Consider the following 20,221-nt stretch of genomic DNA (forward strand, 5'->3'; position numbering starts at 1 on the left):
TTATTGCATAAAAAAAGAGCCCGAAGGCTCTTTTATCAGTTTTTTAACTTTTCTATTTCAATTCTTTAACACCCATATTGTAAAGTGTAAATACTTGCATATCTACATTTTCTTGAATGGTAGCCGCAACAGATTTTCCAGCTCCATGACCCGCATTTACATCAATACGAATTAAAACTGGATTGTCTCCCGCTTGTTTCGCTTGTAATTCTGCAGCAAATTTAAAACTATGTGCAGGAACTACTCGGTCGTCATGATCGCCTGTAGTTACCATAGTTGCTGGATATTTTGCACCTGCTTTTACATTATGAACAGGTGAATAACCTTTAATGTATTCAAACATTTCCTTGCTTTGTTCTGATGTTCCGTAATCGTAAGCCCAACCTGCTCCAGCGGTAAATGTGTGGTAACGTAACATGTCTAAAACACCAACAGCTGGTAACGCTACTTTTACTAAATCTGGGCGTTGTGTCATAACGGCACCTACTAAAAGTCCTCCATTTGAACCACCTTTAATCGCTAAATAATCTGAAGAAGTGTAGTTTTCTTTGATTAAATATTCAGCTGCCGCAATGAAATCGTCAAAAACGTTTTGTTTTTTTAATTGGGTACCAGCATCATGCCATTTTTTACCGTATTCTCCACCGCCGCGTAAATTCGCAACAGCGTAAACTCCTCCGTTTTCTAACCAAACCGCATTTGCAATACTGAAAGCCGGAGTTAAACTCACATTAAATCCTCCGTAACCATAAAGTACAGTTGGGTTTTTCCCATTTAATTTTGTTCCTTTTTTATATGTAATAATCATCGGAACTTTTGTGCCATCTTTTGAAGTATAAAACACTTGTTTTGATTCGTAATCAGCAGAATTAAAATCAACTTTTGGTTTTTGATACACCGCTGATTTTCCTGTTTTTGGATCAAAAGTGTAGATAGTTCCTGGCGTTACATAATTCGTAAACGAAAAATACAAAGTAGTTTCTTTTTCTTTTCCACCAAAACCACCAGCAGTTCCAACGCCTGGCAATTGAATATCACGAACTAATTTTCCGTTGTAATCGTATTGTTTAATGAATGAAACCGCATCTTTCATATAACTTGTGAAAATATAACCGCTCCCTGTGTTTGGCGACAATACATTTTCGGTTTCAGCGATACAATCTTTCCAGTTTTCTTTTGCAGGATTTGATAAATCAAAAGTCACCACGCGTTTGTTTGGCGCTTTGTAATTGGTAACCAAATAAATTTTAGAACCTTTGTTGTCTAAAACATCATTATCATTTTCGTAATTATCAATTAACGTTACAATTTTACTATCTGGTTTTGATAAATCTAAATAATACAATTCGTTTCCAGAGGTTGAATTCGCTGCCGAAATGAATAAATATTTTTCATCTTCCGAAACATAACCACCAACATATCTTCTTTTTACATCACCACCAAAAACCAATTTATCTGTTTTTTGCGAAGTGTTTAATTTGTGATAATACAATTTGTGTTGGTCTGTTTTTGCAGATAATTCACTTCCAACTGGTTTGTCGTAACTTGAATAATAAAAACCTTCGTTTTTGTACCAAGAAACGCCACTGAATTTTACGTCCACAATCGTATCGCCAATGATTTTCTTAGTTTTAGCTTCCATTACAATCACTTTTCTCCAATCGCTACCGCCTTCGGAAATAGAGTAAGCTACTAAACTTCCATCTTTACTGAAATTTAATCCACCTAGAGATGTAGTTCCATCTTTTGAAAAAGTATTTGGATCTAAGAAGATTTCTTCTTTACCCGATTTGTCTTTTCGATACAAAACCGATTGATTTTGAAGACCGTTGTTTTTGTAATAATACGTATAATCACCTTCTTTGAATGGAGCGGAAATTTTCTCGTAATTCCATAATTTTTCCATTCTGGATTTCAGTTGATTTCTGTATGGAATTTGCTCTAAATAACCATACGTCACCACATTTTGAGCTTTTACCCAAGCTTCCGTTTCTGCGCTTCGGTCGTCTTCTAACCAACGGTAAGGGTCGTTAATTTTTTCGCCAAAATACGTGTCAACATGGTCGATTTTTTTTGTTTCAGGATAATTGATTTTTGTTTGTGCGTTCATAACAAGTGTACAAACAATAGCCGATAATGTTATTGTTTTTTTCATATAGTATTTGTTGATTAAAACAAAGATATTCATTTGAATTTTAAAGATTTGTTAAAAAACAAAAACGACTGAAATTTCAGCCGTTTTGTAACAAATTTGATTTAATTTTTTAGTTTACCGCAACTGAAAAGCTAACAGCTGCATCCGTATTTCCACCAGCATTTGTGATGTCACCACCCGAAACTCCAGAAGCGGTTTTATTTGGTAAGTGTCTCAAGGTTACAGTTAAAGTTCCAGTTGAGCCAGAAGTTCCAGCAACTAAAGTGAAGTTTAATCCTATTGGTCTTCCATTAGCATCTGTATCGGTGTAAGTTACGGTTCCAATAGATGATGGAAGTTGGTAAAAAACCTGATGATCAGCTCCTTCTTCTTCCACTTCTACTGTGATATCTTCAGCCGGACTTTCTAATTCATTTAAAAATGTTGTTGAACCTGTGTAAGTTGTTCCTGCTGTTAAATTTCCTGAAACTGTTATAACTGGTGCATTTGGTCCGTCACCATCTAAATCTCTTGAAGTTAAAGTAATAGTTTGTCCACCTCCAACAAGCGTTGTTGTTACAGTTGTGATAACTTCTTCCTCGTTAACAGGAGCATCATCGTTAGAACAAGAAGTTGAAAATATTACTGGAATTACTAATAGCGCGATAAGTTTTAAATTTTTCATGTTTTGATTTTTTAATAATTAAATTTTAATTGAATTTGAATGTTTCTACCCATTTCGTCTACAAAAAAGCGTTGACGATTTAGGTAATCTCGATACGTTGTGTTCATTATATTTTGAATACTAAAAGAGGTGGTTAAGCTGTTTTTTTTATTGATTTTAAACGTCATTTCACTGTAAAAATGCAATAAATGATAGCCTTTTGGTGGCGAACTTATATCAACCAAGACAGGAGTTAATGCATCATCTACAACAATATTGGTTTCAAAATTGTAATTTGGGAATTGATTTTGTCTGAAAATCACTTCACTTTTTAACTCGCTAACGAAATTGAACCAAGATTCATTTTTATATTGAATTTTATTATTGATTACAAATGGCGGCATATCAATTAAATACTCGTCAGTACTTAGATTTTGCCCGTTTACATAAGCCAATCCTAATTCGTGTGAAAAATGGTTGGAAATACTCCATTTGGTATTAACATCGAAACCTGTCAACAAAGCTTCTGTTTGTTTGAATTCCCAAACTGGAAAAGCGCCGCGAATAGTAGTTTCAAAACCAATAGGTTGCAAATAAATGAAATTTGAAATTCGATTAATAAACGGATTAAGTTGCACTTGAAACGATTTCCAATCTTTCTTAAAAGTTGTGTTGAATTTATAGGCTTGCTCTTTTTCCAAGCGCAAATCACCTAATTCAATTTGACCAGTTGAATGATGTAATCCATCGCTAAATAATTCAGACGGATTTGGATTTCGAGAAGCCAAACTCACATTTACTAACCATTCCATTTCATGATGAAATTGCTTTCTAAATCCAATGTTTGCTGTAATATTATGATAATCAAAAGTAGGTTTCGTTAACCATTGATTGCCTTCTTCACCCACAATAAAATGTGAAAATTCAGCATCATAACCACGTTCAGTCCATCTTGATTTCAAATAATATTTTGTTGCTTCGATACTCGAAAAATCATAACGAATTCCCGATTCTAACGAAGTAGCATTGTCGAATTTATAAACGGCAATTCCGTACAAGCCAGCATCCAATTTCTCATAACTCGGAATTAATGGACGAACACCTGTTTTTGGATTCGCAAAATTGTTTTGGTAACCCAAATTCAATCCCGATTTCAATCTCCAATTTCCAACATTCGTTTTATAATCAGCTAAAAAAGTATGCGTTGCTAATTGTAAATCCAAAGCAGCTTTGTTAGTATTTTCATCGTTTCTTCTAACGTCAAATTCTAAACGATTGTTGAATTGAAATGCATATTGCAAATCAATCGAAGTGTTTTCGCTTAGCCATCTTTGGTAATTTACTTTTGCTAAATGATGTTGTACTTCTTGTTTTGGAGCATCAATCGAGTAGGTGAAAGGTTCAATTAAGCTTGGTTGTTGGTTGTTGATAGAATTGTACAAATCATTCACATTTCCAATGTGAGATGCTTTGATGATTCCAATTTGTGCATTGTAAAAACTGTACATCGCATTGAAATTATACTTTTCTTGAGCATAACGAATGCCTCCCGAAAAATTTTGTTCGCGATTTCCTGAATTGGACAATACATAATCTGGCGTTTCGCGATCGCCTAAATATTTGAAAGTTCCCAAAGCATTCCAACTCCAACCATAACGATTTCCTTTTTGAAGACTTGAACTCAAGCTTCCGCCCATTCCGTTAGAGGCTAAGTTTAGAATTGTTTTTCCAACCAAAGTGTCTTTTTTAATTACTTCAGATTCGATGACAACAATTCCACCAATAGCATCACCGCCATATTGCAAAGCTGAAGCACCTTTAATCACTGTGATTTTTCCAGCCGCATTGATATCGAAATTAGGTGCGTGTTCGGTTCCCCATTGTTGGTCTTCTAATCGAACATTATTATTGATAATTGGCACACGATTACTATGCAAACCATTAATTACTGGTTTAACAATAGTACTTCCGGTTTTTAAAATAGAAACTCCAGAAACTTCTTTCAAGGCTTCACCCAAGGTTTGATTGCTAAATTTTTCAATGGTAGCACTTTTCAAAACTTGTTCGTTACTACTTTCACTTTTTGAATTCGAAAGTTGTTGGATGGTGATATCATCTAATTTGGTAACATCTAATTTCAATTGACGATTGATAGTTAAATCGGTTGAAATTTCGATAGTTTCCTCAATAGCATAATAGCCTATAAACGAAATATAGAGTTTCTGTTTCCCTTTTGGAATGCCTGATAAAACATAAGTTCCGTTTGCATCGGTTGAAATAGTTTTATTGGCAATGTGTACGTGAGCATCTCTTAGTGGTAAGCCATTTTCATCCGAAATAACGCCAGTAATCGTAACTTGAGTATATCCGAAAAAGCCAACCAAAAAGAAAAATAATATCGATAAGAATCGCATTTCTTTTAGTTTAAATGTAACAACAACGTATCATTATTTTTGGTAATGATATCGAAATATATTTTTAAACTAAAGCAGGCGGACCACGAAGGTAAAACGAATTCCCTTCAAACGTAATGCAAGATTCATTACTGTTGAATTGATACGGAATTTCGTAAAAAGTAGGAATAAAGTCAAAGTGAAAAACTTCTGGTGAAAGGAAAGCTGCAAATTTGAAATCACAAACAGGACAGTCATCACTTTCCGTAAACGTTTTTTCAGAAGTTTTAAAAGTCAAATGATGCGAATCATCACAACATTCCGACTTTACATGATGTTCGTGCGAAAAAGTGTGAATAGACTGATAGCTTACAGCAAACAATACTGCGAGCATCAAGCCAATGTTCATATAGAGTAACTTCTTTTTCACAATGACAAAGATAGTTTTTTTGAAAGAAACGAAAAAAAGAAACCACGAATTAACGAATTTTTAAGTTTTGATGACTTATTTCGCTAGTTCGTGGTTATTTGTTTTTTGCCACGGATTAAAGGATTCAAAAGGATTAAATCCGTGTTAATCTGTGAAATCTGTGGCTTGTATTATACTAATTTATTCGCAACCAAATATTCTGCAATTTGAATCGTGTTAGTTGCCGCTCCTTTTCTTAAATTATCGGCAACAATCCACATGTTAATGGTGTTTGGTTGGCTTTCATCTCTACGGATTCTTCCTACGAAAACATCGTCTTTTCCTTGTGCGTAAATTGGCATTGGATAGGTAAACGTGTCTAAATTATCTTGAACCGTTACACCAGGCGTGTTGTGTAAAATTTGACGCACTTCATTCACATCAAAATCATTCTCAAACTGAATGTTTACCGCTTCACTATGTCCTCCAACGACAGGAATACGAATTGCAGTTGCTGTAACCGCAATAGTGTTGTCGTTTAAGATTTTTTGTGTTTCGCGCACCAATTTCATTTCTTCTTTGGTGTAACCGTTTGCTTCAAAACTATCACATTGTGGAATCGCATTTCTATGAATTGGATATTTATACGCCATTTCATCTTGAATGCCCGCATATTCGTTTTCTAACTGACGCACGGCTTTTACTCCAGTTCCTGTAATGGATTGATAAGTAGAAACTACAATACGTTTGATGTCATATTTAGTATGCAAAGGCGCCAAAGCCATTACCATTTGAATTGTCGAACAGTTTGGATTCGCAATAATTTTGTCTTCCTTTGTTAAAACTGAAGCATTGATTTCTGGAACAACTAATTTCTTAGTAGCATCCATACGCCAAGCTGATGAATTGTCGATTACAGTTGTTCCTGCAGCAGCAAATTTTGGAGCCCATTCTAAAGAAGTTTCTCCACCTGCCGAAAACAAAGCAATTTCAGGTTTCATGTCAACAGCGGTTTGTAAACCTACTACTTTATAGGTTTTACCCTTCCATTCGATTTCTTTTCCAACTGACTTTTCAGAAGCAACTGGAATTAACTCTGTTACAGGAAAATTACGTTCTGCTAATACTTGAAGCATTATTTCGCCTACCATTCCGGTAGCGCCTACTACGGCTACTCTCATTGTGTGTGTTATTTAATGATGCAAAAATATAGAATATTCAAACGACTTAGCAAATATTGATGAAATTATAACAAAAGTTTTGAGTTGTAACAAGATTTTAAAAATCCTATTACGATTTTAATAACTATCTTTTTTTAAATTCTCTTTTCAGAATAGAATCATCAGCTTTTTTTCTAATATAAGGGATTATAGATAAAAAGATTCCAAGTAAAATAAAATATAAGTAAACTTTTGAATTTGTTGAATTTTTCAAATAAAAACTATCGTCTTTTACGAAATAATATAAAGTTGCATACTCTTTATTGTTTGTTTTTTCATTGCATAATTCATTCGGTGCTCCACCAATAGAATATTTTTTATTTTTATAAATAAAGGTTGTGTTTGCAGCTTTTCCAAAGCAATCATAATCTAAAATTCTACATTTTACAGGAACAAGTTTGTTTTCTTTATCTTGTTCAACATAATATAGAATAAATGAACCAATTATAGTTATTAAGCTAAGTAGGTAAATTTTGGTATTTGAATTCATTAAGTAAATTTATTTCAAAACAAATCTAATCAATTTCAAAAAAAATACCCCGACGAATCGGGGTTTAGTTAGAATATATAATGTAGCGGTATCGACTATTTTTTTAATAAATCTCTAATTTCAGCTAACAATTGCTCTTGTGTTGGTCCTGCTGGAGCCGCTGGAGCTGGTTCTTCTTTTTTCTTCATACTGTTAATTGCTTTAACCATTAAGAAAATAACAAAAGCAATTACTAAAAAGCTAATAACAGCTGCTAAAAATTTACCATATAAAATTCCACCTTCTGTTTTTAATCCAGCTAGATCTTCAACTTGAGCTGCTTTTAATGCTGGATTCAATAATGCTGGTGTTATTACATCAGATACTAATGAGCTAACGATAGCTCCAAAAGCACCACCAATAATTACTCCAACTGCTAAATCCATTGCGTTACCTTTTGCAATAAAATCTTTAAATTCTGAAATCATTCCCATAGTTTTTAATTTTAAGAGTTAGTTTTTGTTTTAGTATAACGAATATACAAAATTTAAAACAAAATGTTAATTCTTGAAGAAAATTCGTTTCACACGTTGCGAAATTCCAGTTAGAATTTCATAAGGTATCGTGCCAATAACACTAGCCATTTCGGTTACTTTCGGATTTTTTCCAAAAACAATCACTTCATCTCCAGTTTTACATGAAATGTTCGTAACATCCACCATCATCATGTCCATACAAATCGAACCTAAAATGGTTGCTTTTTGATTATTGATGGTAACAAATCCTTTTTCATTGCCCCAAGCTCTTCGAATGCCATCTGCATAACCAATCGGAATCGTAGCGACTTTCATTTTCTGTGTTACTCTAAATCTTCGGCTGTAACCAATGCTTTCTTCGGGAGCTACTTCTCTGATTTGTGAAATTATCGTTTTTAAAGTGCTCACATTTTCCAACACTTTCAATTCTTGTTCCGAATTTCCAATACCATACAAACCAATACCTAATCGCACCATTTCCATTTGTTTTTCAGCATAATTGAAAATTCCAGAGGTGTTTAAAATATGGCGAATTGGTTTTGTTGGCAATACTCTTTCTAATTCGGAATACATTGCATCAAAACGTTGAAATTGTAATTTCGTGAAATCGTCTAGTTGCAAGTCATCACTCGCGGCTAAATGCGAAAACACACTTTTTACCTTAACAAAATTGTTGTTTTTTAGTAAGGAACACAATTCGGAAATCAAATGTGGTTCAAAACCCAAACGATGCATACCGGTATCCAATTTAATATGAATCGGATAATGCGAAATATTTTGGTGTTGTGCAATTTTTAAAAACGCTTGTAAACCCGTAATCGAATAAATTTCAGGTTCTAAATTATAAGCAATCATGGCTCTAAAACTACTGTTTTCGGGATTTAAAACCATAATTGGAGTCGTAATTCCAGCTTTTCGTAATTCGATGCCTTCATCGGCAAACGCTACGCCTAAATAATCGACTTTATGATGTTCGAGCAATTTGGCAATTTCGTAACCGCCATTTCCGTAGCCAAACGCTTTCACCATGACCATAATTTTGGTATCTGGTTTTAGTTTGGATTTGTAGAAATTCAAGTTGTGACTAATTGCATCGAGATTGATTTCTAAAATAGTTTCGTGATTTTTCTCTTCCAACAAAACCACAATTTCATGAAAGTTAAATCCGCGAGCACCTTTCACAAGAATGGTTTCGTTTTGAAACGACTGCGTGTTGAATTGCTGTAAAAATTCTTGCGTAGTGGCAAAGGAAATCACATTCGGTAAATCGTTCAATTGTTTTCCGATGGTTTCGCCAATGGTAATAATGCGCTCGATTTTATTTTTCGAAAGCAGTTGTTTTACTTGATTGTAAAGCGTTTCCACAGCAATTCCGCTCGTGAAAATATCGGATAAAATAATCGTTTTTTTATCGTGTAATTTTTGTTGTTCCAAGAAATCCAACGCAATTTTCAACGATTGATAATCCACCGAATAACTATCGTCGATGACCAAACAATTGTTGATGCCTTTTTTAGCTTGAAGTCTTAATTCTACTGGATATAATTCCGAAACTCTATTTTGAATAAACGCAATTTCTTCGCCTAAAAACAGCATGAAATTCACGCAAGTAATTACATTTTCAATCGAATTTTCATCGGAAAACGGAATATTTACATTAAAAGTGTTGGTTGCATTTTTAAAAGTTAATTCGGTTTTACCATTTTCATTTTTCTTCGAAACGAAAAGATTCGCGCTTTCATCTGAAAAACTCCAAGTATGTTTTTGACTGTTTTTTGGAAGTAAAACTTCAATTTCAGCATTTTTTTCCAAGAAAATATCGGAACAATTTTCAAAAAGTTTGATTTTCTCTTTTATTTTAGCCTCGCGATTTGCAAAACCTTCATCATGAACCGAACCAATATTCGTTAAAACGCCGTATTTCGGTTGAATTATCTGTTCTAGATTTGACATTTCATTGGGTAACGAAATTCCTGCTTCAAAAATTCCTAAATCATAATTGCCTTCAATCGCTAAAATCGATAAGGGAACTCCGACTTGCGAATTATAACTTTTTGGATTTCGAACAATCAAATGATTTGGACTTAATAAGAAATTCAACCATTCTTTTACGATGGTTTTTCCGTTGCTTCCCGTAATTCCCACAAATGGAAAATCGAATTGTTTTCGGTAGCCAATAGCAGTTTGTTGTAGCGCTTTTAACGAATTTTCAACGATAATGAAATTCGCTTTTTCGTATACATGTTCTGGAATATATTCGACTACAAAATAGCGAACGCCTTTTGCAATCAACTCTTCCAAATACAAATGCGCATCGTGATTTTGTCCTTTGATAGCAAAAAACAAAGTGTTATTTCCATTTTGCAACGAACGACTGTCTATCGAAATGTGATTTGCAGTAAACTCAGTCGAATTTCCGTGAAAAACGCCTTTACAAAACGAAATAATATGAGTTAGGTTGAGGTTCAATTTATTGATTATCGTCTTTTTGCTTGTTTATAATTTCAACATCTTTTACTTCCATGTTTTCACGCATGGCTTTAAAATAGGCAGCACGACTTAGTGGTTCGTATTCTTCGGTTTCGCCAAGCATAACCAGTCTTTTATCATCTGATTTTCTGAAACTATAATGTGCTAAATTTCCAGTGCGTGTACAAACAGCATGCACTTTGGTAACATATTCGGCTGTAGCCATTAGCGCAGGCATCGGTCCGAACGGATTTCCTTTAAAATCCATGTCCAATCCAGCAACAATCACTCGAATTCCTGAATTGGCTAAATCATTACAAACAGCAACAATTTCCTCGTCGAAAAATTGGGCTTCATCAATACCTACGACATCGCAACCTTGAGCTAAAATTCGGATATTTTCAGCAACAGGAACGGGTGTAGAACGAATTTCATTTTTGTTGTGCGAAACCACCATTTCGTCGTCATATCGAGTATCGACAGCCGGTTTGAAGATTTCTACTTTTTGTTTAGCAAACTGAGCGCGTTTTAAGCGGCGAATTAATTCTTCGGTTTTACCCGAAAACATGGAGCCACAAATTACTTCAATCCAGCCAAATTGTTCTTGTTGATTTACGGTATTTTCGAGAAACATTTTGTATCTTTCGTACGTTAAAAATTATTTTCTGTTACATTTGTAATCAAAACAAAATTATTAAAAAAGTATCGATATATTCAATTCCATCCAATAAAGTTATGAAGAAAAGAGTAAGCGCTGAATTAATCAGTATTGCCCACCGAATTTTAAAGTTAAAAAACCATTCCGAAACCGTTCAATTGCAACAAGAAGCTAAAAATTTGTACGATCAATTGACGATTTTACGCTTTTATGAAGAGAATTTCGAATTGGTAAAAAACGAAATTTCAGAAGAAGTTTTAGCTGAAAAATTAGAAGGAAAACCAACAGAAGTTTTTGATGCGCCTATTCAGGATAAAATTGTTGAAACTCCGGAAGAAGTAAAAATAGAAGTTGCTCCAGAAGAGGAAGAAACTATTGCCGAACCAATTGCGGAAGAAAAAGTCGTAATCGCAGAATTAATTGTGGAAGATGACGAAGAAGAGGAAGAAGTTTTGATGACTCCAATGGAAGAAGAGCCAATTGAGGAAGAAATAATCGAAGAAGAACCAGTTGCCGATTCCGAAGTTTCGGAACCAAAAACAGAAGAACCAGCGAAACAAATTTCGTTTGAAGATTTATTGGTACACGATTATCAAGAATTGGATTTTGTGAAAGTAGAGGATGTTCCGGCAGAAGTTGAAAAAGTTACTGAAACTGTTTTTGAAGCTGTAACTCCTGTTGAAGAAGTTAAGGAAGAAGTTCAACCAGAACCTGTTGCTGATTCCGAAACTTCGGAACCAAAAGTATTAGAAGAAGAAGTAAAAGCAACTTTTGAAAAAGTAAGCCAAGAGCCAAAAATCAGTTCGCTAAATGATAGATTGAATAAGGCTATTACTTTCGGTTTAAATGATAGAATTGGATTTGAAAAGAAATTATTTGGCGGAAGTTCGGATGATTTCAACCGTGTAATTTCGCAATTAAATACTTTTGATAGTTTTGAAGAAGCAAAAGCTTTTGTAGATGATTTCGTAAAACCCGATTATAACAATTGGGAAGGTGCGGAAGAATTCGAAACGCGTTTCATGGAAATTGTGGAGAAAAAGTTTAGTTAATAACACAGAGATTTTTAGTTAAAATTTGAGTTATTAATTTTAACCACATAGAAACATAGGTTTTTTCTTGTTTGAGTTTTGTTTAGCACGTATAGCTATGTGTCTATGTGGTAAAACCTTTGTTTATTCAAACCGTTTATAAATGAGTAAATTATATATCGTTCCAACGCCAATAGGCAATTTAGAAGACATGACTTTTCGTGCGATTAAAGTACTGAAAGAAGTCGATTTAATTTTAGCAGAAGACACACGAACCAGCGGAAAATTGCTAAAACACTTCGAAATTGCAACGCATATGCACAGCCACCACATGCACAACGAACACAAAACCGTTGAAAATTTGGTCAAGCGATTACAAGCGGGCGAAACCATTGCTTTAATCAGCGATGCTGGAACTCCAGCGATTTCTGATCCAGGTTTTTTGCTTACGAGAGCTTGTGTGGAAAACGGAATTGATGTAGAATGTTTGCCAGGAGCAACTGCTTTTGTGCCGGCTTTGGTAAATAGTGGTTTGCCCAATGATAAATTCGTATTCGAAGGCTTCTTACCCGATAAAAAAGGAAGACAAACCCGATTTTTAGCGTTACAAGAAGAATATCGTACGATGATTTTCTATGTATCGCCACACAAATTAAACAAAACCTTAGCCGAATTTGTACAATATTTTGGAGCTGACAGACCGGTTTCAGTATCTCGAGAATTATCCAAATTACACGAAGAAACAATCAGAGGAACCGCCGAAGAAGTTTTAAAACACTTTGAAGCAAAACCGGCTAAAGGGGAGATTGTTGTGGTTGTGGGAGGGAAGAGTTTGAAGTAAGTTAATATGAAAGAAATTTTAGCATTACTATTTATTATTTTTTATAGCTGTAAATCAAAACCTGTCGAACAGGTTCAGAAAGTAAATATATTGTTTATTGGTAATAGCTTGACCTATTATCATGATATGCCAAAAATGGTAAAGCAAATGTTGGATGAGAAATCAACACATTATCTAATAGAACAAGCTACTTTTCCAGGTATGACATTAAATAGTCATCTCAATAACATTATTTACAAAAGAGAAGGAGATCATATTTATACGATGCGCAAAAATGATTTTGAGATAACTGAAACAGAAAAAATAATTTCTTCTCGAAGTTGGGATTTGATTATCATTCAAGAAGCACCAGATATGTTGTTTTCTAAAGAGTTGGTTGATGAACTAGTTCAGTCAGATATAGAAGAAATAAAGGCGTTAAATCGTAATAAGAATTGTAAGTATATATTTTTTAATACATGGATTCCAAAAGTTCAACATTATCCAATAAAGAGTATTTGTTTGCCTAAATCTGATTTTGATTATGTAAAGTTTCCAATTAATAATTTAAATTCAGATGAAAAGTTTTGTTCAGAAGAAGTTTTAAATGAAAAAGAATATCTCAGAATTTTGAATGAAGCATTAAATCAGATAAATTTAAAACAAAAGATGATAATTTCTAATCATCCAAATATTCATTTTAATATTAGAAATAAATATCCAGAAATTCAGTTGTATGATGATGATTATCATCCTTCAAAAATAGGTTCGTTTTTAAACGCTTGTATTTTTTATAAAATGATTACGAATAAAAATCCAACGAGATTAAATTTTAATGCTGGTTTAGATGAAAAAACAACATCACTGTTAAAGAGAATCGCAAATAGTAATTAATTAAAATAGTTTGTTCTTAGCAAAAAAACAATGGAAACACACAACATAACTACTACCTGGAAAGGTAACATGCAATTTGAGTCCACTAATCCAAGTGGCGATATCATTTCAATTGACGCCGGACCAGAAAACGGAGGAGAAGGAAAAGGCTTGCGTCCAAAAGCGTTGATGTTATCGGCTTTAGCGGGTTGCACAGGTTTAGACGTCGCTTCGTTAATGGAAAAAATGAAGTTAGAAGTAGCCGATTTCAAAATTGAAACATCAGGTGAACTAACCGAAGAACATCCAAAAACCTATCACACCGTAAAAGTAGATTACCATTTTTACGGTAACAATTTAGACGAAAAAAAGTTAGAAAAAGCTGTAAATTTATCGGTAGAAAAATATTGTGGCGTAATGGAAATGTTCCGTCAATTTGCAAAAGTTGAGGTAGCGATTTTTTATCATAAAATATAAATAATTTAGAGGTTTTACCACATAGAAACATAGATAAAAAGATTGTTATAGTTCATACTTAATACACAAAGTCTATCTAACCTATAAAAAGTGTAACGACTAATTTGATAAAAATCAACCTATGTTTCTATGTGGTTAATTTTTTTCATTAAGTAAATTCAAAAATATTTATACCTTTGTTATTCAATAATATAAGCCAAAATAAATAATTCATAATTTTTAATTCGTAATTAAACTATGCGTTGGAATCCAAAATCTAAGCCAAAGCCAGAAAAAGTACAAGCCATTCAGCAAGCACTTCAAGTCGATGAAATTATTGCGACACTTTTAGTTCAAAGAGGAATCGAAACCTTCGAACAAGCCAAAACCTTTTTTCGTCCCACTTTAGCCGATTTACACAATCCGTATCTCATCAAAGATATGGACAAAGCGGTGGTGCGAATTGAAAATGCCATTGCTAATAATGAAAACATCCTAGTTTTCGGTGATTACGATGTCGATGGAACAACCGCTGTTTCTTTAGTTTCTAGCTATTTACGTAGTTTTTATCCAAATGTTGCGACTTATATTCCTGATAGATATGCAGAAGGTTACGGTATTTCTTATATGGGAATTGACTATGCCGAAGACAACGATATTTCTTTAATAATCGCTTTGGATTGTGGCATCAAATCGATTGATCATGTCAATTATGCCAAAGCAAAAAACATCGATTTTATCATTTGCGACCATCACCGACCAGGCGATATTTTGCCCGATGCCGTTGCAGTTTTAGATCCAAAACGCGAAGATTGTTCGTATCCGTATGATGAATTATGTGGTTGCGGTGTCGGATTTAAATTGATTCAGGCTTTAGCCGAAAATAGAAACCAAACCATTGAAGATTTAGTGGAATATTTAGATTTAGTCGCCACTGCGATTGCTGCCGATATTGTTCCGATAAATGGTGAGAATAGAGTTTTGGCGAAATTTGGTTTGGAGGTTATTAATTCGAATCCGCGACCAGGAATTAAGGCTTTGATTCAAAATGTAAAGAAGAAAGTCTTGACAATTACTGATGTCGTTTTTATTGTGGCACCAAGAATCAATGCCGCAGGTAGAATCAAACACGGAAACGAAGCAGTTGCTTTATTAACCGAATACGATTTAGACCAAGCGGAGCAATTCGCATCCGAAATCGAACAACATAATTCCGATAGAAAAGAATTAGACAAACAAATTACCAAAGAAGCTTTACTTCAAATCGAGGAAAATAACGAACAAAATCGATTTTCAACTGTTGTATATCAAGAGAATTGGCACAAAGGCGTTATCGGAATTGTAGCTTCAAGATTGGTAGAAAATTATTATCGCCCAACGATTGTCTTTACAAAAAGTGGTGAAAAATTAGCGGCTTCGGCACGTTCTGTGAAAGATTTTGACGTCTATAATGCCTTGGAAGCTTGTGCGGAACACTTGGAACAATTCGGTGGCCATATGTATGCGGCTGGAATGACGCTTTTAGAAGAAAATTATGAAAATTTCAAAAATGCCTTCGAAAAAGTCGTGCAAGAAACCATTCATCCCGATTTGTTGACACCTGAAATTTCATATGATGCCGAAATCGAATTATCCGAAATCAATCCGAAATTAATGCGATTATTAAAACAATTCGAACCTTTCGGTCCGGAAAATATGACGCCGTTATTTTTAGCGAAAGGATTAATCGATTCAGGTTATGCGAAGACTTTAGGTTCCGATAACGAACATTTGAAAGCATTTGTAAAACAAGGAAACTCGGAAAGTTTTGGAGCTATTGGTTTTGGATTGGGAAATAAATTAGACTTGGTTACCAATAAGAATAAATTTGATGCAATTTTCTCTTTGGAAGAAAATGAATGGAAAGATACTGTAACTTTGCAACTGCAATTACGCGATATCAATACTTCAAATGGCTAAAAAAGACCCATTTTCATCTTTACGAATTCCTGAATTTCGCTGGTTTTTAGCCATGAGATTGTTTATTGTGTTGGCTTGGTCGATGCAGTTTGTGTTGATTGAGTGGGAAGTGTATCGCATCACAAAAGATCCGTTGTCATTGGGGTTAATAGGTTTGATGGAAATCATTCCAGCGATTAGTATGGCATTGTTTGCTGGACACATTGTAGATCAAAACGAGAAAAAAAGTTTATTAATCAAATGTTTTTCTGGATTAGCAACAATCAGTGCTTTGATGTGTTTATTAGTGCATCCGAATTTCATCGATTCTTTTTCAAAAAACACCATTTTGTACGGAATTTACGCTCTAGTTTTTGTAGGTGGAATTATTCGAGCGTTTTTAATTCCGTCTGTTTTTAGTTTATTGGGATTGATTATTCCGAAAAAAGAGCAACCAAATGCGGCGACTTGGAGTAGTTCTACTTGGCAAGTGGCGGCTGTAATTGGACCTGCTTTAGCGGGATTTGCTATTGGTTGGGTTGGTGTTTTTTGGTCGTTATTTTTTGTGGTTTTTTGTGTGATTATGGCTTTAATGGTATTGACACAAATTGAAAGAAAACCAATTTTAAATCCAAAAATAGGCGAACCAATTTTCAAAAGTCTGAAAGAAGGATTATCGTTTGTGTTTCAAAATAAAACAATTTTAAATGCTATTTCATTAGATATGTTTGCGGTTTTATTTGGTGGAGCTATTGCTTTATTACCCATTTTTGCTCAAGATATTTTAAAAGTAGGTTCGGAAGGATTTGGAATTTTAAGAGCCGCTCCTGCTATTGGAGGGTTACTTACGATGTTAATTGCGACATCCATTCCATTACATCAAAAAGCAGGTAAAAAGTTATTGTTAGCTGTTTTTGGATTTGGAGTTTGTATAATCGTCTTCGGATTATCAACAAACTTTTGGTTATCAGTCGTAGCTTTGTTCTTGAGCGGTGTAACAGATGGAATTTCAGTAGTCATTCGTCAAACGATTCTTCAAATTTACACACCTGACCACATGCGAGGACGCGTGTCTTCTGTGAATTCTATTTTTGTGGGTTCTTCCAATGAATTAGGAGCTTTTGAAAGTGGCTTGGCTTCTAAAATCATGGGAGTAGTTCCAGCAGTGGTTTTTGGCGGAATGATGACTTTAGGAATTGTAGGCGTTACTGCTGTAGCATCACCAAAATTCAGGGAATTAGATATCGAAAAAGATTTGGAAACGATTTAATTTTTGAATTCTTTCAATTCCAATTTTTCTCCATCAAAAACACCATAGGTGAAGTAACCAATCCAATCGCCTAAGTTTACATATTTAGAATTTTCGGTTAATTCAATTTCCAAAGGTAAATGGCGGTGGCCAAAAACGAAGAAATTGTATTCTTTAGTTTCTAACTTTCGTTTGCAGTATTGTACTAGCCATTCGTTTTCTTCTCCTAAATATTTCACGTCTTCTGCTCCTGAAATCAATTTGTTTTTAACTGATAAATATTGGGCTAATTTTACACCAATATCTGGATGTAACCAACGAAACAACCATTTTGAAAACGGATTGGTAAAGACTTTTTTCATTCGTTTGTAACCCATGTCGCCAGGTCCTTTTCCGTCACCGTGACCAATTAAGAAAGTTTTCCCGTTAAAGGTAAATTCTTGATTATCATGATAAACAGGAATGTTTAACTCTTTTTGAAAGTAATCGCTCATCCATAAATCGTGGTTTCCAACGAAGAAATAAATAGGAATGCCAGAATCTTTAATTTCGGCTAATTTTCCTAATACTCTAACGAATCCTTTTGGGACAACGGTTTTGTATTCGAACCAAAAGTCGAATAAGTCACCCAAAAGGAAGATTGCATCAGCATCTTGCTTAACAATATCAAGCCATTGAATGAATTTTTGTTCTCTTGGAAAACTTAATTCTGGGGTTGGTGCTCCAAAGTGCTGATCGGATGTAAAGTAAATTTTCAAGTTGTTTTGTGTTAAATTTATGTTAATCATCGATTATTTTCACATTTCATCGATTTAATACTCATTGTGTTAACAAGTTATGAAAAAACAAATATTTTTAACAAATTATTTATTAATTGTTAATATTAACATTATGAAAAAAATTTGTTTAATAATTTCTTTTTTAAGTTCTGTTATAGCTTTTTCGCAAGACAAAGTTAAAAATTTAGAAGTTGTAAAAGGGACTTTTCAGTTAGAAATTCTAAAAATGGATGTTGAACCAGTTTCAATTACTTCTGAATTATTAGAAAAAATTGATGATTTAAGAAAGGATTCCGAATTAGTTTATCTTCAAATTGATGATAAAAGAAGAATTAAAATTTTTTCACGTCAAGATTTAATTTCTGGAAAAAATAAAAATATTGAGGATTATGTAGTAGTAAATTCTTTTACAACTAATACTAAGTAATATGAAAAAAGTTATACTACTATTGTTGTTTTTTACAGGGTTTAATGTTTTTTCTCAAGCAGGAAGTAGTCCTTGTGATGCTTTACAATTATATCCTTACACCGGTTGCGGAAATCAATCTGGGCCGCAATATGCAGGACACTATCAAACAGAAGAAGCTTCAGGCAATAATGTTCCGATGACAGGAACAAGTACAATAAATCCTGCATGTACTACTGATAATGAAACAGCACAATCAGTTAGATGGATTGAAGTGGTTGCAACAACGACTTCTTTTACAATTACAAATTTAACAGATTATTCAGGTGCGGGTGCTGCGACTGCTGAGCAAAGAGATTATGTGGTTTTTTCAGGAACATGTTCTAGTTTAACTCAGATTGCTTGTGGAGCTTCAATTCCTATTAATGGGACTTTAAATGTGACAGGTTTGACTGCAGGACAGACTTATTATATAATGGTTTCACAATCTGCTGCGGCTTTTAGTGGGTATCCAACAGCAAATGCTGCTGCAACCTGTATAACGAGTACAGTGCCACACGTAGCTTCTAATGATGCATGTTCTAATGCTTTTGTGTTGCAAAATAATGTTTCATATACATCTACAAATGCAGATAGTACAGCTGATGGTCCGAGTGTTTGTCAAAATCCAGCTTCGGGTTCTGTAGAAAATAATGTTTGGTACCAATGGTGTGCGCCTGCAAACTGGCCAGTAGGTCAGTTGGCATATTTAAATGTAAATAATCAGGTTTGTAATAGTACACAAGGTCTTCAGTTGTCTATTTATGGACCAGGAACTACTTGTGCGCAAATTACTGCAGGAACAGCTACTTCGGTAGTTTGTCAAAATCCAGGATCAACAACGGATTATAACTATACCTTTACAGCTACAGCTAATCAATGTTACTTAATTGTTTTAGACGGTTTTGCAGGAACTTCTTGTACTTATGATATACAAGTTTCAGCTAGTTTAATTTGTGATACACCGCCTGTAGCTCCAACAGTTACAGTTACACAGCCAACATGTGCTATTACTACAGGAACTATTGTTGTAACAGCGCCATTAGGAGCTACATTAGAATATAGTATAAATGATGTGGTTTATCAATCAGGAACCACTTTTTCAGGTTTAGTTCCTGGTTCATATAATGTTACTGTTAGAAATACCACAACTGACTGTGTGTCAACTGCGACAGTGGTTGTGATTAATCCTCCAGCTGGAGCACCACCGGTTCCAACGATTAATACTACAGCACCAACATGTGTAGCAAATGGATTTAGTCAAATTTCGAATTATGTAGGAGGAACTACATATACGTTTACCCCTGCAGGTCCAACAGTTGATGGAACAGGATTAATCTCGGGTATGATTCTTGGCACGAGTTATACGGTAACGGCTACAGTTGGATCATGTACATCGGCAGCATCAGCATCGTTTACTAATTTGGCTACTTTAGCAGTTCCATCGCAACCAACGATTTCAACAACAGCTCCAACGTGTTCATCAGATGGAATATCTACTATCACAAATTACAACGGAGCGTTAACGTATACTTTTACACCAGCTGGTCCTACCGCAGGAGCAGGCGGATTGATAAGTGGAATGACAGTTGGTACAAGTTATACCGTAACAGCATCCAACGGAAGTTGTTCATCAGTAGCATCGGCATCGTTTAGTAATTTAGCTATGCTAGTTACT

Annotated in this window: 17 protein-coding genes and 1 pseudogene; 8 read left to right on the forward strand and 10 right to left on the reverse strand. The window is 34.4% G+C overall.

Going from position 1 to position 20,221, the window contains the following annotated elements:
- Positions 1 to 52: 52 nt before the first annotated feature.
- From B0I03_RS06740 to B0I03_RS06780, 9 genes are all read right to left on the reverse strand, one after another.
- Entirely contained in the window at positions 53 to 2,155 is a 2,103-nt protein-coding gene (locus tag B0I03_RS06740; protein WP_111566714.1) for a prolyl oligopeptidase family serine peptidase, read from the reverse strand.
- A 109-nt stretch (positions 2,156 to 2,264) separates the two neighbouring features.
- Positions 2,265 to 2,819, reverse strand: coding sequence for a type 1 periplasmic binding fold superfamily protein (locus B0I03_RS06745; protein WP_111566687.1), 555 nt, complete (start codon positions 2,817 to 2,819; stop codon positions 2,265 to 2,267).
- An 11-nt stretch (positions 2,820 to 2,830) separates the two neighbouring features.
- A complete protein-coding gene (locus tag B0I03_RS06750) occupies positions 2,831 to 5,212 on the reverse strand; it encodes a TonB-dependent receptor (RefSeq protein ID WP_245902959.1) in 2,382 nt (793 codons plus the stop codon).
- Between the two features lie 64 nt (positions 5,213 to 5,276).
- Positions 5,277 to 5,585 carry a hypothetical protein gene (locus B0I03_RS06755; protein ID WP_146603265.1) on the reverse strand — a complete coding sequence of 103 codons (309 nt, stop codon included), beginning with the start codon at positions 5,583 to 5,585 and terminating at the stop codon, positions 5,277 to 5,279.
- 206 nt (positions 5,586 to 5,791) lie between these two features.
- Complete coding sequence (locus tag B0I03_RS06760; RefSeq protein WP_111566690.1) at positions 5,792 to 6,781, reverse strand: aspartate-semialdehyde dehydrogenase; 990 nt, start codon at positions 6,779 to 6,781, stop codon at positions 5,792 to 5,794.
- Between the two features lie 124 nt (positions 6,782 to 6,905).
- Positions 6,906 to 7,310, reverse strand: coding sequence for a hypothetical protein (locus tag B0I03_RS06765; RefSeq protein WP_111566691.1), 405 nt, complete (start codon positions 7,308 to 7,310; stop codon positions 6,906 to 6,908).
- 95 nt (positions 7,311 to 7,405) lie between these two features.
- Positions 7,406 to 7,783, reverse strand: coding sequence for a large conductance mechanosensitive channel protein MscL (gene mscL, locus B0I03_RS06770; protein WP_111566692.1), 378 nt, complete (start codon positions 7,781 to 7,783; stop codon positions 7,406 to 7,408).
- 66 nt (positions 7,784 to 7,849) lie between these two features.
- Positions 7,850 to 10,294 carry a bifunctional UDP-N-acetylmuramoyl-tripeptide:D-alanyl-D-alanine ligase/alanine racemase gene (locus tag B0I03_RS06775; protein ID WP_181452359.1) on the reverse strand — a complete coding sequence of 815 codons (2,445 nt, stop codon included), beginning with the start codon at positions 10,292 to 10,294 and terminating at the stop codon, positions 7,850 to 7,852.
- Position 10,295: 1 nt separating this feature from the next.
- Positions 10,296 to 10,928, reverse strand: coding sequence for a thymidine kinase (locus B0I03_RS06780; RefSeq protein ID WP_111566693.1), 633 nt, complete (start codon positions 10,926 to 10,928; stop codon positions 10,296 to 10,298).
- Between the two features lie 101 nt (positions 10,929 to 11,029).
- On the opposite strand from B0I03_RS06780, the gene B0I03_RS06785 reads away from it, so the two are divergent.
- The 6 genes from B0I03_RS06785 (at position 11,030) to B0I03_RS06810 (ending at position 17,340) form a co-directional block, all read left to right on the forward strand.
- On the forward strand, positions 11,030 to 12,004 hold the full coding sequence (locus B0I03_RS06785; protein WP_111566694.1) for a hypothetical protein: 975 nt from the start codon (positions 11,030 to 11,032) through the stop codon (positions 12,002 to 12,004).
- 142 nt (positions 12,005 to 12,146) lie between these two features.
- Positions 12,147 to 12,824: a 16S rRNA (cytidine(1402)-2'-O)-methyltransferase gene (gene rsmI, locus B0I03_RS06790; RefSeq protein ID WP_111566695.1), complete on the forward strand. Its 678-nt coding sequence runs from the start codon at positions 12,147 to 12,149 to the stop codon at positions 12,822 to 12,824.
- A 6-nt stretch (positions 12,825 to 12,830) separates the two neighbouring features.
- On the forward strand, positions 12,831 to 13,697 hold the full coding sequence (locus B0I03_RS06795; protein ID WP_111566696.1) for a DUF4886 domain-containing protein: 867 nt from the start codon (positions 12,831 to 12,833) through the stop codon (positions 13,695 to 13,697).
- 30 nt (positions 13,698 to 13,727) lie between these two features.
- A complete protein-coding gene (locus tag B0I03_RS06800; protein ID WP_111566697.1) occupies positions 13,728 to 14,153 on the forward strand; it encodes an OsmC family protein in 426 nt (141 codons plus the stop codon).
- A 237-nt stretch (positions 14,154 to 14,390) separates the two neighbouring features.
- Positions 14,391 to 16,091 (forward strand): single-stranded-DNA-specific exonuclease RecJ, encoded by a 1,701-nt coding sequence (gene recJ, locus B0I03_RS06805; protein WP_111566698.1) that lies wholly within the window; start codon positions 14,391 to 14,393, stop codon positions 16,089 to 16,091.
- Positions 16,084 to 17,340: an MFS transporter gene (locus B0I03_RS06810; protein ID WP_111566699.1), complete on the forward strand. Its 1,257-nt coding sequence runs from the start codon at positions 16,084 to 16,086 to the stop codon at positions 17,338 to 17,340. Before recJ ends, B0I03_RS06810 begins: the two co-directional genes overlap by 8 nt.
- Here B0I03_RS06810 and B0I03_RS06815 read toward each other — a convergent pair.
- Positions 17,337 to 18,107, reverse strand: a complete 771-nt coding sequence (locus B0I03_RS06815) for a UDP-2,3-diacylglucosamine diphosphatase (RefSeq protein ID WP_111566700.1) — start codon at positions 18,105 to 18,107, stop codon at positions 17,337 to 17,339. The two genes, B0I03_RS06810 and B0I03_RS06815, sit on opposite strands and share 4 nt — an antisense overlap.
- Positions 18,108 to 18,210: 103 nt before the next feature.
- On the opposite strand from B0I03_RS06815, the gene B0I03_RS06820 reads away from it, so the two are divergent.
- Both B0I03_RS06820 and B0I03_RS13215 read left to right on the forward strand, forming a co-directional pair.
- Positions 18,211 to 18,525, forward strand: coding sequence for a hypothetical protein (locus B0I03_RS06820; protein WP_146603266.1), 315 nt, complete (start codon positions 18,211 to 18,213; stop codon positions 18,523 to 18,525).
- 1 nt (position 18,526) lies between these two features.
- Positions 18,527 to 20,221, forward strand: a pseudogene (locus B0I03_RS13215) (hypothetical protein); the annotation flags it as partial.

Origin of the sequence: Flavobacterium aquaticum (assembly GCF_003259835.1) — a bacterium.
Lineage (GTDB): Bacteria > Bacteroidota > Bacteroidia > Flavobacteriales > Flavobacteriaceae > Flavobacterium > Flavobacterium aquaticum.